15 protein-coding genes are annotated in these 19,910 nt (G+C 73.3%); 7 read left to right on the top strand and 8 right to left on the bottom strand.

Annotated elements, in window-relative coordinates:
• Positions 1-11: 11 nt before the first annotated feature.
• Complete coding sequence (locus tag ABD976_RS08255; RefSeq protein ID WP_345359768.1) at positions 12-596, top strand: helix-turn-helix domain-containing protein; 585 nt, start codon at positions 12-14, stop codon at positions 594-596.
• Positions 597-897: 301 nt separating this feature from the next.
• Here the strand turns inward: ABD976_RS08255 and ABD976_RS08250 are convergent, their stop codons facing one another.
• Positions 898-1,770 (bottom strand): LLM class flavin-dependent oxidoreductase, encoded by an 873-nt coding sequence (locus ABD976_RS08250; RefSeq protein WP_345359765.1) that lies wholly within the window; start codon positions 1,768-1,770, stop codon positions 898-900.
• A 330-nt stretch (positions 1,771-2,100) separates the two neighbouring features.
• On the opposite strand from ABD976_RS08250, the gene ABD976_RS08245 reads away from it, so the two are divergent.
• Positions 2,101-2,910, top strand: a complete 810-nt coding sequence (locus ABD976_RS08245; RefSeq protein WP_345359762.1) for an HAD family hydrolase — start codon at positions 2,101-2,103, stop codon at positions 2,908-2,910.
• Position 2,911: 1 nt separating this feature from the next.
• Here the strand turns inward: ABD976_RS08245 and ABD976_RS08240 are convergent, their stop codons facing one another.
• Together ABD976_RS08240 and ABD976_RS08235 are read right to left on the bottom strand one after the other, a co-directional pair.
• Complete coding sequence (locus tag ABD976_RS08240; RefSeq protein ID WP_345359759.1) at positions 2,912-4,024, bottom strand: N-acetylmuramoyl-L-alanine amidase; 1,113 nt, start codon at positions 4,022-4,024, stop codon at positions 2,912-2,914.
• Positions 4,025-4,229: 205 nt separating this feature from the next.
• Complete coding sequence (locus ABD976_RS08235) at positions 4,230-5,456, bottom strand: glycosyltransferase 87 family protein (protein WP_345359756.1); 1,227 nt, start codon at positions 5,454-5,456, stop codon at positions 4,230-4,232.
• A gap of 339 nt (positions 5,457-5,795) precedes the next feature.
• Between ABD976_RS08235 and glf the strand changes: the two genes are divergently transcribed.
• From glf to ABD976_RS08215, 4 genes are all read left to right on the top strand, one after another.
• A complete protein-coding gene (glf, locus tag ABD976_RS08230) occupies positions 5,796-6,986 on the top strand; it encodes a UDP-galactopyranose mutase (protein ID WP_345359753.1) in 1,191 nt (396 codons plus the stop codon).
• 127 nt (positions 6,987-7,113) lie between these two features.
• Positions 7,114-9,006: a glycosyltransferase gene (locus ABD976_RS08225; RefSeq protein WP_425570082.1), complete on the top strand. Its 1,893-nt coding sequence runs from the start codon at positions 7,114-7,116 to the stop codon at positions 9,004-9,006.
• Between the two features lie 28 nt (positions 9,007-9,034).
• Positions 9,035-9,619, top strand: a complete 585-nt coding sequence (locus tag ABD976_RS08220; protein ID WP_425570076.1) for a phosphatase PAP2 family protein — start codon at positions 9,035-9,037, stop codon at positions 9,617-9,619.
• A 301-nt stretch (positions 9,620-9,920) separates the two neighbouring features.
• Positions 9,921-10,904: a decaprenyl-phosphate phosphoribosyltransferase gene (locus ABD976_RS08215; RefSeq protein ID WP_425570081.1), complete on the top strand. Its 984-nt coding sequence runs from the start codon at positions 9,921-9,923 to the stop codon at positions 10,902-10,904.
• 108 nt (positions 10,905-11,012) lie between these two features.
• Here ABD976_RS08215 and ABD976_RS08210 read toward each other — a convergent pair whose 3' ends face one another.
• From ABD976_RS08210 to ABD976_RS08195, 4 genes are all read right to left on the bottom strand, one after another.
• Positions 11,013-12,287: an NAD(P)/FAD-dependent oxidoreductase gene (locus tag ABD976_RS08210; protein ID WP_345359748.1), complete on the bottom strand. Its 1,275-nt coding sequence runs from the start codon at positions 12,285-12,287 to the stop codon at positions 11,013-11,015.
• Positions 12,284-12,673 (bottom strand): GtrA family protein, encoded by a 390-nt coding sequence (locus tag ABD976_RS08205; RefSeq protein ID WP_345359745.1) that lies wholly within the window; start codon positions 12,671-12,673, stop codon positions 12,284-12,286. Before ABD976_RS08205 ends, ABD976_RS08210 begins: the two co-directional genes overlap by 4 nt.
• On the bottom strand, positions 12,660-13,667 hold the full coding sequence (locus ABD976_RS08200) for a glycosyltransferase family 2 protein (RefSeq protein ID WP_345359742.1): 1,008 nt from the start codon (positions 13,665-13,667) through the stop codon (positions 12,660-12,662). Before ABD976_RS08200 ends, ABD976_RS08205 begins: the two co-directional genes overlap by 14 nt.
• A gap of 151 nt (positions 13,668-13,818) precedes the next feature.
• The gene (locus tag ABD976_RS08195) at positions 13,819-16,800 is read right to left on the bottom strand and encodes an arabinosyltransferase domain-containing protein (protein ID WP_345359739.1); all 2,982 of its coding nucleotides are present in this window, start codon (positions 16,798-16,800) and stop codon (positions 13,819-13,821) included.
• Positions 16,801-16,969: 169 nt separating this feature from the next.
• On the opposite strand from ABD976_RS08195, the gene ABD976_RS08190 reads away from it, so the two are divergent.
• Positions 16,970-18,448: a hypothetical protein gene (locus ABD976_RS08190; RefSeq protein ID WP_345359736.1), complete on the top strand. Its 1,479-nt coding sequence runs from the start codon at positions 16,970-16,972 to the stop codon at positions 18,446-18,448.
• A gap of 168 nt (positions 18,449-18,616) precedes the next feature.
• Here the strand turns inward: ABD976_RS08190 and ABD976_RS08185 are convergent, their stop codons facing one another.
• Positions 18,617-19,873, bottom strand: coding sequence for a hypothetical protein (locus ABD976_RS08185; RefSeq protein ID WP_345359733.1), 1,257 nt, complete (start codon positions 19,871-19,873; stop codon positions 18,617-18,619).
• Between the last annotated feature and the right edge of the window lie 37 nt (positions 19,874-19,910).

Raw genomic sequence — 19,910 nt, 5'->3', positions numbered from 1 at the left:
ATGGTGGGGGCGTGGCTGATCGAGCGGACGGGCCGGAGCCCCCGGGGCAAGCCCTGGAGGGCCTGGGCGACCGGGTCCGCCGCCGGCGCGAGGAGCGCGGCCTCGCCCCGGCGGCGCTGGCCGAACGCGCCGGGCTCGACACCGCGCAGCTCGGCGACCTGGAAGGCGGCGGCCCGACGCCCGCGCTGGAGGTGCTGGCGCGCCTGGCCGACGCGCTGGACATCGACCTCTCCGAGCTGTTCACCGACACCAAGCCGGGCCCGGCGGTGGTCGTGCTGCGCGGCGACGAGGCCAGGACGGTCGTCGACGAGGGCCTGGTGCTCCAGGTGCTCACGCCGCGCGCGGTGATCCCCGGGATGTACGCGGCGCGCTACCGGCTGACCCGCACCGCCGAGGGCGTCCGGCCGGTGCGCCACGTCGGGCACGACTGGCTGTACGTGCTCAGCGGGGAGCTGCTGGTCGAGTTCGGCGAGGACTCCACGACGCTGCGGGCGGGCGACAGCGTCAGCTTCAGCTCCCGGGTGCCGCACCGGCTCTCGGCGGTGGGCCGGGAACCCGCGGAGTTCCTGGCGGTAGGAGCAACCCTCGCCGAATGAGGGTTGTTCGGTGGTGTCGTGGTCCGGTTGCGTGCCGGTGCGGGTGGCGTGGCGGTCAGGGGGCCGCGGAGCGTCCGGACACGGCCGGAACGCCAACACCACCCTCACAGTCAGGCAAGCGGCGAAGCCGCTTCCGCTTTGCCCCACGCACGCAACCGGCACCGCCGCGGGTTCTCAGCGGTCCCCTCGCGAGGACAGCCGCGACGCCGTGCACGCGCCTGGTACATCAGGAGCGGATCCCGCAGCGAGGGGGCCGCTGAGGTTCCGCCACCCGCACCGCTCCGCCGGGTGCGCCGGACACCTAGAGCTCCGGCAGGACCTCGGAGGCGACCTCTTCGACCGTGGCTTCCGAACCCATGTAGGGCTCCTCGGGGCGCGGCCAGTGCGTGATGACGTCGGTGAACCCGAGCTCGGCCGCGCGGCCGACCGCCTCGCGGAAGTGCTCGGCGCTGGACAGCGCGTAGGCCGGTCCGGCGTCGATCTGGAGGTAGCGGTCCACCGAGGCCGGTTCGCGGCCGTGCTCGGCGAGGGTGTCGGCGAACCGCAGCGACAGGTCGGCGACCGAGCGCCACCACGACTCGACGTCGTCGGCGGGGCGGCCGGTGGTCACCCAGCCCTTGCCGTAGCGGGCCGCGAGCCGCATCGTGCGCGGGCCGTTGGCGGCGACGACGAACGGCAGTCGCGGCACCTGCACGCAGCCGGGGCTGCGCCGCGCTCCGACGGCCGCGTAGTGCTCGCCCTGGTAGTCGGTGCGGTCCGAGGTCAGGATGCGGTCGAGCAGGTCGAGGAACTCGGCGAACCGGTCGGCCCGCTGCCCGGCGGTGAGCTCGGGCGCGCCCAGCACGCCCGCGTCGAAGCCCGGGCCCCCGGCGCCGATGCCGAGGGTGAGCCGCCCGTCGCTGATGTCGTCGAGCGCGGTGAGTTCGCGGGCGAAGTGCACCGGGTGCCGGAAGTTCGGCGACGCCACCAGCGTGCCCAGCCGGATCGTCGTGGTCACGGTGGCGGCGGCGGTGAGCGTCGGCACCGCGTCGAACCACGGTTTGTCCACCAGCTCGCCCCAGCCGATGTGGTCGTAGGTCCAGGCGTGGGCGAAGCCGTACTCCTCGGCCATCCGCCACAGCGGCTCGGCGGCCCACCACCGGTGTTCGGGCAGAATCACGATCCCAACTCGCACGGCTCCGACCGTATCGGTACGCGCCCGGGGGATCGACCCGATGACGCCAACGCGCTGTGCGCCGATGCCCGGGACGCAATCGCTCGGGCGGGCGAAACCGCCCGGTACGTCCGTCCCGACCACCCAGGAGCCCGCCGGACGAGGACATCCCGCGGGGAGACCTCCGCTCCGAGCGCCGTCACCCGATCGGGAGCTGAGTGAGGGGCACCCTTGCCCGAGTAACTGGGATGAGGGTGCCCCTCACTCAGCGACCGATCACCCGGACGGGTGTGGTGCGTCGGCTGCGGCTCGGCGTACCGCTGCCGGGCGCGGGCGGGGGACGATGCAGCGATGCGCCCTCCTCGCCTGATCGCCTCCGACGTCGACGGCACCCTGCTCGGCCCGCTCGAACGCCTCACCGCCCGCACCACCGCGACCGTCCGCCGGGCGACCGCGGCCGGAGTCCCGTTCGTCCTGGTCACCGGCCGTCCGCCGCGCTGGCTGGGGCCGCTGGTCGACGAGCTCGGCGGGGTCGGGTTCGCGGTCTGCGCGAACGGGGCGGTGCGCTACGACGTGGCGGCGGACCGGATCCTGGGCAGCCACCTCATCGACCCGCTGGTGCTGCACGACGCGGTGCACGACCTGCGCGAGGAGCTGCCGGGGTGCACCTTCGCCGTGGAGCGGGTCGGCGACCGGGCGCGGGGGACGACGGCCGCGCAGTTCCTCGCCGAACCGGGTTTCCGCCGGTCCTGGGCGGTGGACGTGCGGACGGCCCCGCCCGACGAGCTCACCGGCAAGCCCGCGGTGAAGCTGCTGGTGGTGCACGACGAGCTGACCAGCGCCGAGATGGCCCCGGCGGCCGAGGAGGTGCTCGCCGCGCGGCTGGGCGTCACCTACTCGACGGGTTCGGGTCTGCTGGAGCTGTCCGCGCCGGGTGTCGACAAGGCGACCGGGCTGGCGGAGGTCGCCGAGGAGCTGGGGGTGCCGCGCGGCGAGGTGATCGCCTTCGGCGACATGCCCAACGACGTGCCGATGCTGCGCTGGGCGGGCCGCGGGATCGCGGTGCGCAACGCCCACCCCGCCGTCCTCGCGGTCGCCGACGAGGTGGCGCCGAGCAACGCCGAGGACGGGGTGGCCGCGGTGCTGGAGCGCTGGTGGTGAGCTACAGCGCCTGCTGGGCGGCGTCATCCTCCTCGGCAGGCGGCTCCTCGGCGGGCGGGTCCTGAGCGGGTGGATGCTGGGCGGCGGCGGCCCGGGCGCGGATGTCGCCGAGCGCGGCGTAGCCGAACCTCCCCGGGCACAGCGTCCGGCCGACGTCGCGGTGCCCGAAGATCGTCGGCAGCGTGACCCGCGCGCCCGCCGCGTGCAGCGAGCCGCCCTGGCCGGTGAGCACGACGGTGCCGTCGGCGGGCACGCCCGCGCGGTCCAGCTTCCAGCCGCTGATCCGGGCGACGCCGTCCAGCATCTCGGGGCTGGGCCGGGCCTGTTCGAGGTTGCCGAGCATCGCCACCCCGAAGGTCTCGTGGTTGAAGCCGAGCGCGTGCCCGCCGATGACGTCGCCGTCGAGCCCGCCCCGGCGGCCCTCGAAGACGGTGCCGCACTTGTCGACGAGCGCGTGGTAGCCGATGTCGCCCCAGCCCAGTTCGACGGCGTGGTAGTGGAACAGGCCGCGCACCACCGACGCCGAGTCGGCGCAGCGGTAGTCGTTGCTCCCGGCGGTGTGGTGCACGGCGACCGCGCGGGTGGTGGTGGCCTGCCCGGCCCAGGTCGTCTGCTTCTCGTCGGCGCCCCACCCGGCGCGCTCGACCACCGGTGGTCGCCCGCCCGGTCCGGCGGCGGGGGCCTGCCGGGCGGCGGGGGCGGGGCCCGGGTCGAGCGCGATGAGCTGGAGCTCGGCGGTGACGTCGCGGCCGTCGCGGGTGGCGCGGACCTGCGCGGTGCGCGCGTCCCCGGTCCACAGCGGTTCGCTGGCCCGGTCGGTGGCCGGTTCCAGCGGGGTCCACGGCCGCCAGCCCCGGTCGGTGCGGCTCCGGACCGCGACCTCGTCGGGCGCGGCGCCGGACCAGCGCACGCCGAGCATCGAGAACGGCCGGTCGGTGCGGACCTCGCGGGTGGCGTCGCGGGCGGTCGGCACTTCGCCCAGCGCGACGCGCTCGACGCGCGGGCCGGGTTCGACGGCGGTGGCCGCGGGCGCCAGGGCACCGGGAGCCAGGGCGCCGGGAGCCAGGGCGGCGGTGGCCAGCAGGACGAGCGGCAGGACGAGCCGGCGGCGCATGGGTACCTCGCTGCGCGGGAGCGCACCGCGGCGGCGGTGCTCGGTCGGGGGCGCGGCCGAGTATGGGGCGCCCTCCGTTCGGATGGTGCTGCTTACCGCCGATCAGGCGATCAAAGCCGACCCGGACGGGTGGATCACCGCGCCTTCCGGTGAACGTCGAGCCGTCCGGGTGACGTGCCGCCGTCGCCGGTGCGGCGGACGTGGCTCACGCTCTGCCGTAGGTCGGCGCCTCGGTGGCCGCCGCCGGCCGGTACCGGGTGAACCGCAGGTGGCCGATCGCCCCGGCGATCAGGAAGCCGATCCCGATCAGCACGTAGGAGTTGCCGACCACCTGCTGCGAGAACGTCCAGTCCAGTTCCCGGTCGTTGGTGTAGGGCAGGTACCAGTGCGGCCCGATCGCCACCGCCAGCGCGCACAGGCCGACGGTGAGCTGCACGCCGTACCAGCGGTGCCGCACCGCCATCGCGCCGACCAGCGCCAGCGCGGGCGCCGCCCACACCCAGTGGTGGGACCAGGAGATCGGCGAGACCAGCAGCACCAGGACGGCGTTGAACATCAGCGCCAGCGGCACGTTGGCGGTGCGCAGCGCGTAGCGCATCGCGAGCACGGCGACGACCAGCAGCAGCGCGCAGCCCAGCAGCCACGGCACGTTCAGCGCGGCGTCGGTCAGCTCCTGCTTGGCGAGCAGGCTGCGCAGCGTCTGGTTGCCCGCGTAGACCAGGCCGTGCTCGTCGCCGGTCGCGACCATCTCCTCCAGCCACCACACCGCGGAGTCGCGCGGCGCGGCGAGCACCCCGATCAGCACCGTGGCCAGGAAGGTGAGCCCGGTCACCGCCATCGCGCGCAGGTCGCGGCGCAGCAGGAACAGCAGCAGGAAGCCCAGCGGGGTCAGCTTGATCGCCCCGGCCAGGCCGACCAGCAGCCCGCGCGGCCACGGGGTGCGGGGCAGCAGGCAGTCCAGCGCGACCAGGCCCATCAGCAGCAGGTTGATCTGGCCGTAGTTGATGGTGTCGCGGGCCGGTTCGAGGACGGTGAACCACGGCAGCAGCAGCGCGGTGGCCAGCGCGACCTGCCCCGCCCGGGGCGCGAAGTAGCGGCTGGACCGGGCGAGCGCGTAGGCGGTGGCCAGGATCGCCAGGTGCGAGAGCACCGAGACGACCACCACCGCGCCCTCGGTGGACAACCACGTCAGCGGGGTGAACAGGATGGCCGCGAACGGCGGGTAGATGAACGGCAGGGTGCCCGAATCCGGCGTTTCCGGGGTGAGGTCACCGCCGTATATCTCGTTGCCGCGAAGCCACGCGCGAGCGCCGAGTCGGTAAATTTCGGCGTCCATGTATCCCCGGGTGTCGATCCAGTGCACGAACCAGATCGCCACCACTTCCAGCACGATCGCCACGGCCAGCAGAGATCGCTCGCGTGCGGAAGTCACGCTCCTAGATCACCTTTCCCCGCGTCCCGGTGGCGCGCCCGCCGACCGGATGGACCGGCGAATCGGATATCGCGGGACGATGCGGATCACCCCGGGGGTCGCGCCGCCGCGATGCTACCCAATGCGAACTCGCCGGCCTGGTCATCCGGCCCGGTCAGGATTGGTCGCGGTCGCTTCGGGGAGTGCGCGGTTCGTCACTCGATACGGTGGACAAAATTGCAGGACACGCGGTTCTCGTCCTCCGCAACGCGGCGATATCACCACTACGGGTAACGATGTCCCTCCGCTAATGTCAACGCGGTTTCGGAGCGTCGCGCCGCCCCAGCTACCCTCGTCGCCGTGAGCTTCGCAGGCTATGACCTGATCGTCGTTGGTTCCGGATTCTTCGGCCTCACGATCGCAGAGCGCGCCGCCACCCAGCTCGACAAGCGGGTGCTGGTGCTGGACCGTCGTGACCACATCGGTGGCAACGCCTATTCCGAGGCGGAGCCCGAAACGGGCATCGAGGTGCACCGCTACGGCGCCCACCTGTTCCACACGTCCAACAAGCGGGTGTGGGAGTACGTGAACCAGTTCACGGACTTCACCGATTACCAGCACCGGGTGTTCACCAAGCACCAGGGGCAGGTGTACTCGTTCCCGATGAACCTCGGCCTGCTGTCGCAGTTCTTCGGCCGCGCGTTCAGCCCGGACGAGGCCAAGGAGCTGGTCGCCGAGCAGGCCGCCGAGATCGACACCGCCGAGGCCGCGAACCTCGAGGAGAAGGCGATCTCGCTGATCGGGCGCCCGCTGTACGAGGCGTTCGTGCGCGGCTACACCGCCAAGCAGTGGCAGACCGACCCGAAGGAACTGCCCGCCGCCACGATCAGCAGGCTCCCGGTCCGCTACACCTTCAACAACCGCTACTTCAACGACACCTACGAGGGCCTGCCGGTCGAGGGCTACACCGCCTGGCTGACCCGGATGGCCGAGCACGACAACATCGACGTGCGGCTGAGCACCGACTACTTCGACGTGCGCGACGAGCTGCCCGCCGACGTCCCGGTCGTCTACACCGGCCCGCTGGACCGCTACTTCGACTTCGTCGAGGGCGAGCTGGGCTGGCGCACCCTGGACTTCGAGAGCGAGGTCGTGCCGACCGGCGACTTCCAGGGCACCCCGGTGATGAACTACGCCGACGAGGAGATCCCCTACACCCGGATCCACGAGTTCCGGCACTTCCACCCGGAGCGGAGCCACTACCCGTCGGACAAGACGGTCGTCGTCCGCGAGTACTCCCGGGCCGCGGAGAGCGGGGACGAGCCGTACTACCCGATCAACACCCCGGAGGACCGGCGCAAGCTGGAGGCCTACCGCGCGCTGGCCAAGCAGGAGGCCGCGGAGCGCGGTGTGCTCTTCGGTGGTCGACTGGGGACGTACAAGTACCTGGACATGCACATGGCCATCGGTTCGGCGCTGAGCATGTTCGACAACAAGATCGCCCCTTACTTCACCGAGGGACGTTCGCTGGACGGCTCCCTGGAGGACTGACGTGACCGACCGGACCGCCCCCGAGGACCCCGGCGCCGCCAAGGCCGCGAGCAAGCGCGCCGCGACCAGGACCGCTCCCGCCAAGGGACCCGCGGTCGGCGAGAGCAAGATCAGCGACGCGACGTCGATGCGCGCGGGCACCGGCGCGGTGGCCGCCGAGCAGGTGCTGCAGCGCATCGTGTTCCCGCGCGGTGAGGACCCCCTCGACGTGCGGGCGCTGTACCTCGACGAGCCGGAGGCCCGCAGCAGCGCGGCCACCGTGCTCTCGCGGCGCTCGCTGAAGGTCCCGGCCAACAGCAAGATCTCGCTCGCCTCGTACTTCAACGCCTTCCCGGCCAGCTACTGGAAGCGCTGGACGAAGGTCGAGGAGGTCGTGCTCCGGCTGAAGGTCAAGGGCGCCGGTCGGCTCGACGTCTACCGCTCCAAGCCCAACGGCGACAGCGTCCACCTCCAGGGCGCGCCGGTGTCCAGCCCGAAGTCCTGGAAGTCGCTGGAGTTCCGGGTCGCGCTGACCCCGTTCGAGGACGGCGGCTGGATCTGGTTCGACGTCTTCACCAACGACGCCGCGCTGGAGATCGACGAGGGCTCCTGGACCACCGACCTGGAGCTGCCCAAGCAGCAGGTCGTGGTCGGCACCACCACCATCCGGCCCGCCGACTGCGTGCTCGCGCTGCAGACCCTCGGCGAGGACCCGCAGGTGATGGACGTCGTCGAGCGCGTCATCGTGGCCGACCAGGGGCCGCAGAAGATCCGCGACACCGAGGGCTTCGACCTGGCCGCCCAGCGGCTCGGCGACAAGCTCCAGGTGATCGAGCAGGCCAACCTCGGCGGTTCCGGCGGGTTCACCCGCGTCATGTACGAGGGCGTCTACCACTCCGACGCCGAGCAAGTCATGGTCATCGACGACGACATCGCGCTGGAGCCGGACGGCGTGCTGCGGGCCAACGCGTTCGCCCGCGCCGCCTCCCAGCCGGTGATCGTCGGCGGCCAGATGCTCAACCTGCAGGCCCGGTCCCGGCTGCACACCATGGGCGAGGTCGTCGACCTCGGCGGGGCGATGTGGCGGGCGGCGCCCGGCGCGGTCACCGACCACGACTTCGCCAAGAAGCCGCTGCGCAAGTCTCCCAAGCTGCACCCGCGGATCCACTCCACCTACAACGGCTGGTGGATGTGCCTGTTCCCGCGCGAGGTCATCGAGGAGACCGGGCTGCCGCTCCCGCTGTTCATCAAGTGGGACGACGCGGAGTACTCGCTGCGCGCGGGCGGCCACGGCTACCCGACGGTCACCCTGCCGGGCGCGGCGATCTGGCACATGCCGTGGACCGACAAGAACGACGCGACCGACTGGACGGCGTACTTCCACACCCGCAACCGGCTGATCCTGGCCGCGCTGCACAGCCCGGAGGACGTCAAGACCGGCATCGTCAAGCAGGGCCTCAAGCTCACCCTGCGGCACCTGCTGTCCATGGAGTACTCCACGGTCGCGGTGCAGCAGCGGGCCATCGAGGACTTCATGGCCGGGCCGGAGGGCCTGTTCGAGAGCCTGCGCACGGCGCTGCCGGAGGTCCGCGAGCTGCGCAAGGACTACGACGACGCGCGGACGCTGCCCTCGGCCCGCGAGTTCCCGCAGCCCTTCGCCGACCCGGTGATGGCCGAGGGGCTGCTCAAGCCGCCGGTGAACCCGGCGGTGATCGCGGCGCGGGCGTCCAAGGCGCTGCTGCACAACCTCAAGGAGCCCTCCGGCGAGGCCTCCGACCGGCCGCAGCTCAACGTGCCCGCCGCCAGCGCCCGCTGGTTCCTGCTCGGCAACCTGGACAGCGCGACCGTGTCCAACGCCGACGGCAGCGGCGTGGCCTTCCGCCGTCGCGACCCCGAGGAGTTCCGGCGGCTGGGGCTCCGGGCGATGGCCAACTACAAGAAGCTGGGCCAGGAGTGGTCCCGGCTGCGCGCGGCCTACCGCGCCGCGCTTCCCGAGCTCACCAGTGCCGAGTCCTGGAAGCAGGTCTTCGACCAGAAGTGACCCGGCCCCGAAACCCCCCGGAGATGAAGTGGCTGCAGAGCTGACCTCGGCGACCGCCCCCGACGTGCCGGTCGCCGTGCCCGACGACGAACCGGCGCCGGAGGTCACCACCGAGACCCGGGCGCTGCGCTCGGTGCAGGGCGCCCTGGCCAAGCCGCCCGTGGTGAAGGCCGCGCGGGCGATGTCGCTGTTCGGCGAGCACGCGGGCGGCTGGCTGGCAATCGGCGCGATCGGCGCCGTCGCCGACCGCCCGCGCCGCGCCGAGTGGCTCACCGCCGCGGCCGGGGTCGCCGCCGCCCACGCCGCGTCGATCGCGGTCAAGCGGGTGGTCCGGCGCCGCCGCCCGGGCGACCCCGGCGTGCGGGTGCTGGTCGGCACGCCGAGCAAGTTGAGCTTCCCGTCCTCGCACGCGACCTCCACGACGGCGGCCGCGGTGCTCTACGGCGGGTTGACGGGCAAGAAGCTGACCCCGGTGCTCGTGCCGCCGATGATGGTCAGCCGTCTTGTCCTGGGGGTTCACTATCCGAGCGATGTGGTCGCCGGGTCCGCGCTGGGCGGGGCCGTCGCGCTGGGCGTCCGGCGATTCATGACACGGCGGAGGAACCGTGCCTGACAAGAACGAACAGGAGCAGCGGCCGGACGACCTCCAGGTCGACACCGCTGCGAAGACCGACGACGAGGGGACGACCGCCGACGCGTCGTCGAACGGCGTCGCCTCGAACAACGGGGCCTCGAACAACGGGGCCGCGAAGAACGACGCCACGGACGACGACGCCACGGACGACGATGCCTCGAACGGCGGTGCCGCGAAGGACGGCGCCTCGACGAACGGGGCCTCGGTGAACGGCAGCGCGTCGCGGCGGACCGAGCTGGAGCGCGAAGAGGCCGAGGTCGAGACCGACTCGGAGGGCACCATCGGCGCCGAGTTCGGCGACGAGGTGCTGGAGCCCGGCGCGGCGGCCTCGGACGACGTCAAGGACAAGTCGTCCGACGCCTACCACGCGAAGGTCACCGCCAAGGCGGGCACGCCGGCCGGACTGGTCTCCGGGCTGGTCAAGGAGCTGCGCCCGAAGCAGTGGGTGAAGAACGTCCTGGTGCTGGCGGTGCCGTTCGCGGCGGGCCACATCCTGGAACCGGCGATCCTGCTGGACGCGGTGATCGCCTTCATCGTCTTCTCGATGGCCGCCTCGGGCATCTACTTCGTCAACGACGCCATCGACGTCGAGGCCGACCGGCAGCACCCGACCAAGCGCAACCGCCCGATCGCCGCCGGGCTGATCCCGGTGCCGATCGCCTACGCGGTGTGCGTGCTGCTGCTCGGCGGCTCGCTGGTGATCTCCGCGCTGACCAGCGTGCCGCTGCTGACCGTGATGGCGGTCTACATCGCGGTGCAGCTCGGCTACTGCTTCGGGCTGAAGCACCAGCCGGTGATCGACCTGTGCATCGTGGCCTCCGGCTTCCTGCTGCGCGCCATCGCCGGTGGTGCCGCCGCCGGGCTCGTCATCACGCAGTGGTTCTACCTGATCGTGGCGTTCGGCTCGCTGTTCATGGTGGCGGGCAAGCGCTACGCCGAGGTGAAGCTGGCGCTGGACACCGGCGCGAAGATCCGCAAGTCGCTGAAGGCGTACTCGCCGTCCTACCTGCGCTTCGTGTGGGCGATCGCGGCGGCGATCACGATCATGTCCTACGCGCTGTGGGCCTACGACATCCGCACGGTCGAGGAGTCCCGGTGGGGCCTGATCTCGATCATCCCGATGGTCATCGCGATACTGCGCTACGCGGTCGACATCGACAAGGGCGTCGCGGGCGAGCCGGAGGAGGTCGTCCTCAAGGACAAGGTCCTCATGGTCCTCGGCGTCGTCCTGGCCGGGTTCCTCTTCCTGGCCTTCTACCTCTAGCCGGACCACCCGGCCCCCACGTCACCCGGACGTGTGCTGAGTGAGGGGCACCCTTGCCCAAGTAACTGGGACAAGGGTGCCCCTCACTCACGTCCCGACCCGGTGGCGTCACCCGGGCGGGTGGTGGAGGCCTAGGTCGCGGATGACGTCGTGGGCCATCCGGATCGCGTAGCTCTGGCCGCGGTCGTGCGGGTAGATCTGCGCCATGGTGGCGAGGGTGACGCCCGGCAGGTGGGTGCGGTGGCCGGGGATGCCCGCGCGGTACCCGGGCGTGACGATCGGCTGCGCGAACGGGGCCCGGGAGAAGTGCCAGTCGCGGATCCAGGACCGCTCGAAGTCCGGGTTCAGCGCCCGCAGCCACGGCAGGTAGTGCTCCAGCACGGCGGCGGGGTCGGCGGTGAAGCGCCAGTCCTCGCGCGGCACGTAGTTGCCGACGTAGACGACGTGCCTGCCGCCGTACTCGGCCGGGTCCACCAGGTTGGTGTGCTCGACCACCGCGAGGAACGGGAACGCCGGGTCGTTGATGTTGAGCCAGTAGTGCGGGATCAGGCTCCGGTCGCACTCCAGCACGAAGCAGGTCGCGCCGAGGTACCGGTTGCGCCGCAGCACGTGGTCGGCCCCGATCCCGGCGGCCTCGGCGAACACCGGCTGCGGGACGGTGACGACGACGTGGTCGAACAGGTACCCGCTGTCGTCGGCGGTGCGCACCCGGACCTCGGCGCCGACCTGCTCGATCGCCGTCATCGGCTTGCCGGTCTCGACCTTGCCGCCGCGCTGGGTCACCGCGTCCAGCAGCGCCCGGTACAGCAGCTCGAAGCCGCCGTGCAGGTAGCCGAGCTCGAAGGTGCGGCAGTGGATCCGCGCCCACAGCCAGGCCATCGAGATGTCCGCGGCGTGCGCGCCGAACTTCCCGGTCAGCAGCGGTTCCCAGATCGTCTCGGTGACCCGCGGTCCGGCCCAGCGGCGCATCCAGTCCAGCGCGCGCACCTCGGTGAACCGCGAGCCGTCCCGGACCGCCTTGAGCACCGCGGCCGACGCCGCGAAGCGCAGCCGGTCCGGCACCGACCACCCCGGGAACCGCAGCATCTCGCCGGGGGTGCCGAAGGGGTGCAGCGCCCCGTCCCGGTACACCCCGGTGCTCGGGCGGTGGAAGCGCAGCCGGTCGCCGAGGCCGAGCTCCTCGACCAGCTCGATCAGCGCCCGGTCGGTGCGGAAGCTGTGGTGGTAGAACCGCTCCAGCGGGGTCCCGGCGACCTCGATCGAGGACGCCAGCCCGCCGGGCTCGTCCGCCGCCTCCAGCACCGTCACGTCGTGCCCGGCCTTGACCGCGTCGTGCGCCGCCGTCAGCCCGGTCGCCCCCGCCCCCACGATGCCCAGCTTCATCCGAAGCTCCACTTCTTGTTCACGGTGTACTGCAGGAACACCACGACGGGCAGCGCGCCGCCCTTCACCCACCTCGGGTCCAGGCCCAGCCAGCCGGAGAACACCTGGAGCACGACGAAGGTCAGTGCCAGCCCGGTCAGGCCGACCGCGTAGAAGCGCAGGAACCGCACCGCGAACCGGTCCCGGGTGCGGAAGTTCAGCAGCGCGTTGAGCAGGAAGTTGTTGGTGATCCCGACCGTGGTGCTGATCGCGTTGGCCACCTGCGGGTGCAGCGCGTCGAGGCCGAGCAGGAGCAGGAACACCAGGTAGTCCAGCAGCACCCCGCTGACGCCGATCACGCCGTAGAGCGCCAGGGTGCGCGGGACGCGCACCTCAGTCCGCGTCATACCGGACCACGTCGCGCACGATGTAGAGCGGACGCTGCTGCACCTCGTGGTAGATCCGTCCGATGTAGCCGCCGATCACGCCGAGGGACAGCATCTGCGCCCCGCCGACGAACAGCAGCACCACCATCAGCATGGTCCAGCCCGACACCGTCACCTCGGGCAGGAACACCCGCATCCCCACGGCGTAGAGGATGCCGATCGCGGAGAGCACCAGCCCCGCGAAGCCGATCCGGGTGATCAGCTTCAGCGGTGCGGTGGAGAACCCGGTGACGCCGTCGGCGGCCAGCCGCAGCATCCTGCGCAGCGGGTACTTGGTGTTGCCGGTGACCCGTTCGTCGCGGTCGAAGACCACTTCGGACTGCTCGAACCCCATCGACGCGACCATCCCGCGGATGAACCGGCTGCGTTCCCGGAAGCCGCGCAGCTCCTCGGCGGCGCGCCGGTCCAGCAGCCGGAAGTCGCCGGTGTCGAGCGGGATCTTCACGTCGGCGCAGCGCCGCAGCACGCGGTAGTAGGCGTGCGCGGTGGCCCGCTTGAACTTCGAGTCCTGCCGGGTGCCGCGCCGGGCGGAGACGATCTCGGCGCCGTCGAGCCATTCGTCGAGCAGCGCGAGGCTGACCTCCGGCGGGTCCTGCAGGTCGGTGTCCATGGTGATCACCGCGTCGCCGTCGGCGTGGTCCAGGCCCGCCGTGATGGCGATCTGGTGGCCGAAGTTGCGGGCCAGGTCGACCACCCGCACCCGCTCGTCGTTCTTGGCGATGTCGTGCAGCGCGCGCAGCGATCCGTCGGTGGAACCGTCGTTGACGTAGATGAACTCGTAGTCGAACTCGGGTCTTTCGGCCACCGCCCCGGCGAGCTGTTCGTGGAACCGCCGGATGGCGCCGATCTCGTCGTAGACCGGCAGCACGTAGGACACCAGCGGCGGTTCCGCCGGTTCGGTGCTCGCCTGCACCGGGACGGGTACGGGGACCTCGGTCCCCAGCATGTCGGACATGGCGCACCCCCAGGCCAATCCGGCTCCTCGGGTTCAGCCGGGCGGCACCCCCACGCCGCCGGCACCCGGACACCGAGAGTATCCGCACCGTCCGAGGTCAGCGCGGTGAAGTCGCCCGGGTTCAGCAGCCCAGGGTCCATCAGCTCAGGGCTCATCCGCCGAACGGGTAAGGCGGATCGCCCGCCGCGCCGCCGATGCGCTCCCGGTGCACGCGGGTCGCGTAGGCGTCCCGCGCCAGGTCGCCGTAGGACGCCAGCAGCAGGTGGCCCCACACCGCGCCGGGCGCGCCGCGCAACCGGCTCGGCAGCTCGTACCGCTCGGCCAGCGCGGGAACCCCGGCGAACACGCCGCCCATCGTCGGGTCGTAGGCCATCGAGTCCTCCCCGGCGGCGGGGGTGATCAGCGCGCGCGGGCTCGCCGCGGTCCCGCCGCCGACCCGCGGGTACGCCCGGTGGCACGGGAAGTGGAAGCTCAGCGGCCAGTCGACCAGCGTCGGCCCGGCCCCGGCGAGCACCCGGTGCAGCGGCACCACCTCGCGCAGCACCGGCCCGCCGACCGCCAGCCAGCCGTCCGCCGCGGTGCTGCGGTCCTCGGCGCGCAGCCGGAGCCGGTCGGCGCCCGGCGGCGGGGCGTCGAGGGTGAACACCCGCCACTCCGCGCGTCCCGGGGCCGGTCGGCCGCGTCGCGGGTCGTCGTAGGGGAGGGCGGCGGGCGGCGGATCGCGCAGCTCGCGGGTGCCGAGCGTCCGGTCCCCGGCGGCGAACTCCACCCGCAGCGCGGTGCCGTCGCCCGGTCGGCCCGCCACCCGCAGCGCCACCACGTGACCGTCGGGCACCGGGGGCAGCGCGAACCACGGCGTGCTGAGCGATCCGGTGCCCGGGGCGGTGGAGGCCCACGCGTGCGGGGTGGCCCGCACGGCCTCGACCGCCGCCGACGCGGTGGGCGGCGCGGGTTCGAGCGGCACGTCGGTCGGGGTGAAGCCGTCCGGTTCGGCGGCGCTGCCCGGCACCGGGTGCAGCGCGGCGCGCAGCGGCAGCACCTCGACGGCCTCGGCGAGCCCGCAGTCGGCGGTGGAGACCCGGTCGTCGCGCGCGGTGAGGAACGAGCCGAGCAGCACCAGGACCCCGGCCAGCGCCGCCGAGCCGAGCACCGCGCCGGGCATCGCCGTCCACCCCGGACCGGCGCGCCGCCGGACCGCGGCCCAGGTCCCCAGCCCGGCCAGCGCGCCGACCGCCAGCCACAGCGGCGGGCTGTCCAGCGGCCGGACCGGGGTGTCGGCCCACGGCAGCCCGAGTTCGCCCGGGAACGGCCAGGCGTTCGGGCCGCGGAAGGCCAACGCCGCCGCCCCGGCCGCGGCGAGCCCGCCGACCACCCCGAGCAGCCGCGCCTCCCGCCGCGCCCGCTCCAGCGCGCCGACCCGCGCCAGCAGCACCACGACCACCGCCAGCAGGGCGGGGCCGACCCCGGCCAGCGCGCCGAAGTGGTGCGTCCACTTCGACGGGACCACCACCAGCACGGCGAACACCCCGACGACGGAGCCCAGCAGCGGCGGCAGCCCGGGAATCCCGGTGTAGTAGTGCAGCCGCCGCAGGGCGCACGCCGCGGCCAGCAGCACGGCCACCAGGACCAGGAACACCGCGAGCCGCTTGCTCGCCGAGCCCCACGTCCCGGTGGACAGCAGCGAGGCGTAGCGGTTGAGCTCCTGGTACCAGCCCAGGCTCGGCCCGAACGCCTCGTGCAGGTGCGTCGCCCGCCGCACCCCGGTCCAGGTGGAGTCGGCGAACATCGCCACCAGACCGAGGCAGCCCAGGCAGCCCAGCGCCGCCAGCCGCGCGGACACTGCCAGCGGGAGGAGCACCGCGCCGGGTCGGGCCAGCAGCCGCAGCACGCGGGGCGCGAACGCCGCCACCGCGACCAGCGCGGCGATCCCGGTCGGCGTGACCGCGACGGTCAGCCCGGCCGAGGCGGCGGCGAGCCCGAGCCAGCCCGCCGGAGCCGCCGAGCGGTCGGCTTTGAACAGCGCCGCGACGGTCGCGGTCAGCCCCAGCGCGACCGCCGGTTCGGGGCGGATGCCCAGCCCGAACGGCAGCCAGCAGGCCAGGAAGAACACCGACGCCAGCGGCACCGCGGCCCGGCTGCCCCGGCACAGCGGCGCGACGATCCCCCGGCTGAGCAGCAGCCAGGTGAGCAGCCCGGCGACGGCGCTGGGGGCGCGCAGCACCGCGGGGCCCTCCTCGGCCACCGCCCGCATCAGGTGCTGGACCAGGGTGAACGGCGCCTCGGCGGCGTTGAACCAGCGGTAGTAGTTGCCGATGTAGCCGTCGGCCTCGTAGTTGCGGACGGTCATCATCGCGAAGCCGTCGTCCTCGGTGTTCGGCCCGATCAGCAGCCACAGCGCCAGCACCCCGGCCACCGCGAGGTCGACCGGGAGCCGCAGTCCGGACCGCCACCGCGGCGCGGCGGCCGGCGCGCGCGGGCCGTGCGCGACCAGCAGCAGCAGCGACGCGGCGGCCAGCACCACCGCGGTCACCGCCAGGTCCGACTTGCCCCGGGTCGGCGCGGTGTCGAACCAGGAGTACGGCCGCGCGGTGACCGACACCCCCGCGGCCGGGTCGAGGTCGGTGCGGAAGGCGAAGACCTCCGGGGCGGGCACCTCGGGCAGCAGGATCGGCGGGGCGATCCCGGTGCGCACCGCGGTGCCGTGCGCGCCGGACTCGATCCGCAGCCCGCACGTCCCGGCGGGCAGCGGCACCTCGCGCTGGCCGAGCACCAGGTGCGGCTCGCCGTCGCGGGTGGTCAGCACCAGGCCGTCGCGGGCGCTGCCCTCGGACACCGTGCTCAGCACCGTCGTCGGCCGGTCCGGGGTCCCGCGCAGCGCCGGGCACGGCACCGATGCGGTGAACTCCGCGGGCCGGTAGGGGGCGAACAGCGCCGTCGTGGACTCGCCCGACCAGTGCACCTCGGTGCGCTCGGCCCACACCGGGGCGAACGGCAGCGCCACCGCGCAGCCGATCCCGGCGAGCCCGGCGCACAGCGCCAGCAGGTGCCAGCACCAGGCCGCCCACCTGCGGTTCCGGCTCCGCCCGGCGTCGGTGGTCGACGTCGGCGGTGCCGGGCTGCTCCACCTGTCCACCGGCGCTCCCCGACCGCGTTCGCGTGCTGCCGGTCATGGTCGCCGGATCGGGGGTCCGGCGCTGGCCGACGAAGCGCCGGACGCCGCGCGCCGACCTACCATCGGAGCATCCCGGCACAACCCTCCACTGAGGACTGTTGTGCGCCGCCCGCGACCCGGATGGTGCCGGATGGCCGTCGACGCGCTCACCCGCTCTGGTGAAATCCCGCCCAGCACCCGCACCGCGGCGTCGTTCCTGCTGCCCGGCGGGGTCGGCCTGCTCGCCGCGGCGCTGTTCTGGCTGGTCCACGACGCGCTGATCGACGACAGCTACATCGCGCTCGGCTACGCCCGCAACCTCGCCTTCCACGGGCACTGGGGGCTGATCGCCGAGGAGCCCGCGAACACCGCGACCGCCCCGCTCAACGTGCTGCTGCTGGCCGCCGGGACCGCGCTGCTGCGCAGCCCGGTGGCCGCGCTCGGCGTGCTGTTCGTGCTCTCGGCGGTGGTGCTCGCGCTGAGCCTGCGCCGCGCCGCCCTGGAGACCGGGCTGCCCGGTTGGACCGGGGCGCTCGGCGCCGGGCTGGTGCTGCTCAACCCGCTGGTGCTGTCCAGCGCCGGACTGGAGGTGGCGCCCGCCGCCGCGCTGCTGGGTGTGCTGCTGCTCAGCGCGGTGCGCCCGCGGCCCGTGCTGTTCGGGCTGGCCACCGGGGCGCTGGCGCTGCTGCGGCTGGACCTGCTGCTGTTCGCGGTCGTGGTGCTGCTCGGGCGGCCCGCGCTGTGGCGGGGGTGGACGCGGTGGCTGCCGATCGCCGCCCTGGCGCTGCCCTGGTTCCTGTGGAGCTGGCTGCACTTCGGCTCGGCGGTGCCGGACACGCTGCTGATCAAGCAGCTCCAGGAGTCCTGGGGCGGCTGGACGGTGCGCGACGGCATCGCGCTCTACGTCGACTTCTTCCCGGCGGCGGTGCTGCTGTCCGCGGTGCCCGCCTACACCGGGGCCGGGTTCGCGGTGTTCCTGGTGCTGCTGCGAATCCGGGGGCGGGTGCCGGAGCTGTGGCCGTGGACGCTGCTCGGCGTCGGTGCGGTGCTGCACCACTACGCCTACACGCTGCTCGGCGTGCCGCCGTACCACTGGTACTACGCGCCGGCGGTCGTCGGGCTCTGCGTGCTGCTGGCCGGCGGGATCGGCGCGATGGCCCCGCACCGCTTCGCGGTGGTGCCCGTGCTGGTGGCGGCGGTCGGGGTGCTCGCGGTCTCGGCGGCCTTCGCGGTGCAGCACGGGATGCCGTGGCGCTCCGCGGCGATCACGACGAACTGGGCGGCCCCCGCCGAGTACGCCCGGATCGGCACCGAGCTGGGCCGCGTCGTCGGCGACCGCACCGTGTCCAGCCCGGGGGAGATCGGCACGCTGGCGTACTTCTGCGGGTGCCGGATCGTCGACCAGTTCTCCGACCGGGGCTACCTGGACGAGCGGCTCCGGCAGCGGCTCGACCGGGCGGGATCGCTGGAGCGGGCGCTGCTGGCCTGGAACCACCGGCACTTCGAGCCGACCGAACCCCGGCCGGTGGACCTCGTGCTGCGCCGGGTGCCGGGACCGGGGCCGGATCCGAGGTGGACGGTGCGCTCCCCGTGGTCGGGCACCGCGCACTTCGTGCTCGAATCCCGGTAGGACGCGGCCGCGGGCCCTCGGCGCATCGAGGACCCGCGGCCCGAGGCGGTCCCCGCGGACCCCACTCCGCGGGGCGACGCCCGTCATCGACCCGGCGCGCGCCGGGTGCCTTCCCGTGTCAGGGTCGGTGCGAACCCCCTCGCGGGTTGCTCGCGTTACCGATCCGTGTCATCGCGGGGCGTCGACGACCTCACCGGTCTCCCGGTTCCAGGTGATGATCCCTCCTTGGAACTCCACGGCCCGACCGACCTCGACCTCGTGCTCGCCGCTGATCGGGAAGCCCAGGTAGGAGCGCTCCCAGCCGAGGTTCGCCCAGTGCGCGCGGATGCCGCCGTAGACCTCGTGGGCGCCGGTGCCCGCGGACCAGTAGATCGAGGCGCCGCCGGTGCCGGTGAAGTGGTTGTAGCGACCGGTGCCGCCCGGCGTGGCGGTCTCGTCGGTGGTCGGGTAGCCGAGGATCCCGGCCGGGCCGCCCAGTCCGACGTAGCGCTCCGCGATCACGCCCTGCACGCTGTGCGCGCCGGTCTCCGGGCTCCACACGATCCCCGCGGGGTAGGTGCCGTCCCCGGAGAACATCGAGTACTTGCCGACCCCGTCACCGGCGTCGGTCTCGTCGGTGGTCGGGTAGCCCAGCGGGCCCTGCTCCCAGCCCGAGGCGGCCCACTTGTCCCGGATCGCGCCCTGGACGGCGTGGGTGCCGGTCTCGACGGTCGAGTAGATCGACGCGCCGTGCCCCGACGGCGTGACGAAGTGGTTGTAGGTGCCGCGGCTGTCCGGGGTGGCCGCCGTGTCGGTGGTCGGGACGCCGAAGCCGAGGTCGGCACCGAGGGCGCGGTAGTGCTCCAGCACCGGACCGCTGATCAGGTGCGCGCCGTGCGCCGGGGTCCAGTAGATCGCCGAGAGGGCGCCGTCGTCGTCGAAGTCGCTGTAGCGGCTGCCGCCCTCGCCGATCTGCTCGTCGGCCACCGGCACGCCCAGGGTGCCGTGCGCGCCCAGCGACAGGAAGTGCACGTAGATCCCGCCGTAGACGGCGGTGACGCCGCGCTCCGGGGTCCAGTAGAAGCGGCCGTTGGCGTAGGCCTGCCAGCGCAGCGAGTCGCCCTCCACGACCTCCTCGCCCTGCGGCGCGCCGAGCTGCTCGCGCTCCTCCGGGGTGAGGGACTCGTAGCGCTCCTGGATGGCGCCCGCACCCGGCTCCGGGTCCTCGGGCTCCTCCGGCGGGTCGGTCGGCTCGGGCTCCTCGGGCTGCGAGCTCTCCGGCGGGTCGGTGGGCTCCGGCGCCGGTTCCTCGGTCGTGGTGCTGGTGGGCGGGTCGACGGGCGCCGACGAGCTGGTCGGCGGCTCGGTGCTGCCCGGGGTCTCCTGGGCGAGCGCCGGAGCGGCGGTCAGGGCGAGCACCGCCGAGGCGGCGACGACCGCTCCCATGTGTCGTTTGATCCTCACAACTTCCCCTTTCGGACGC

Source organism: Saccharopolyspora cebuensis, from assembly GCF_039542665.1.
Lineage (GTDB): Bacteria > Actinomycetota > Actinomycetes > Mycobacteriales > Pseudonocardiaceae > Saccharopolyspora > Saccharopolyspora cebuensis.
The sequence above is the reverse complement of the archived record's forward strand: the minus strand, read 5'-3'. Positions and strand labels throughout refer to the sequence as shown.

Bases quoted from the DNA above. Each gene is read 5' to 3' on its own strand.
- ABD976_RS08240 (WP_345359759.1), bottom strand. From the start codon at position 4,024: ATGCGCCGCCGGCTCGTCCTGCCGCTCGTCCTGCTGGCCACCGCCGCC.
- ABD976_RS08190 (WP_345359736.1), top strand. From the start codon at position 16,970: ATGGCCGTCGACGCGCTCACCCGCTCTGGTGAAATCCCGCCCAGCACC.
- ABD976_RS08205 (WP_345359745.1), bottom strand. From the start codon at position 12,673: ATGACGCGGACTGAGGTGCGCGTCCCGCGCACCCTGGCGCTCTACGGC.
- ABD976_RS08225 (WP_425570082.1), top strand. From the start codon at position 7,114: ATGCGCGCGGGCACCGGCGCGGTGGCCGCCGAGCAGGTGCTGCAGCGC.
- ABD976_RS08185 (WP_345359733.1), bottom strand. From the start codon at position 19,873: ATGGGAGCGGTCGTCGCCGCCTCGGCGGTGCTCGCCCTGACCGCCGCT.
- ABD976_RS08210 (WP_345359748.1), bottom strand. From the start codon at position 12,287: ATGAAGCTGGGCATCGTGGGGGCGGGGGCGACCGGGCTGACGGCGGCG.
- ABD976_RS08200 (WP_345359742.1), bottom strand. From the start codon at position 13,667: ATGTCCGACATGCTGGGGACCGAGGTCCCCGTACCCGTCCCGGTGCAG.
- ABD976_RS08245 (WP_345359762.1), top strand. From the start codon at position 2,101: ATGCGCCCTCCTCGCCTGATCGCCTCCGACGTCGACGGCACCCTGCTC.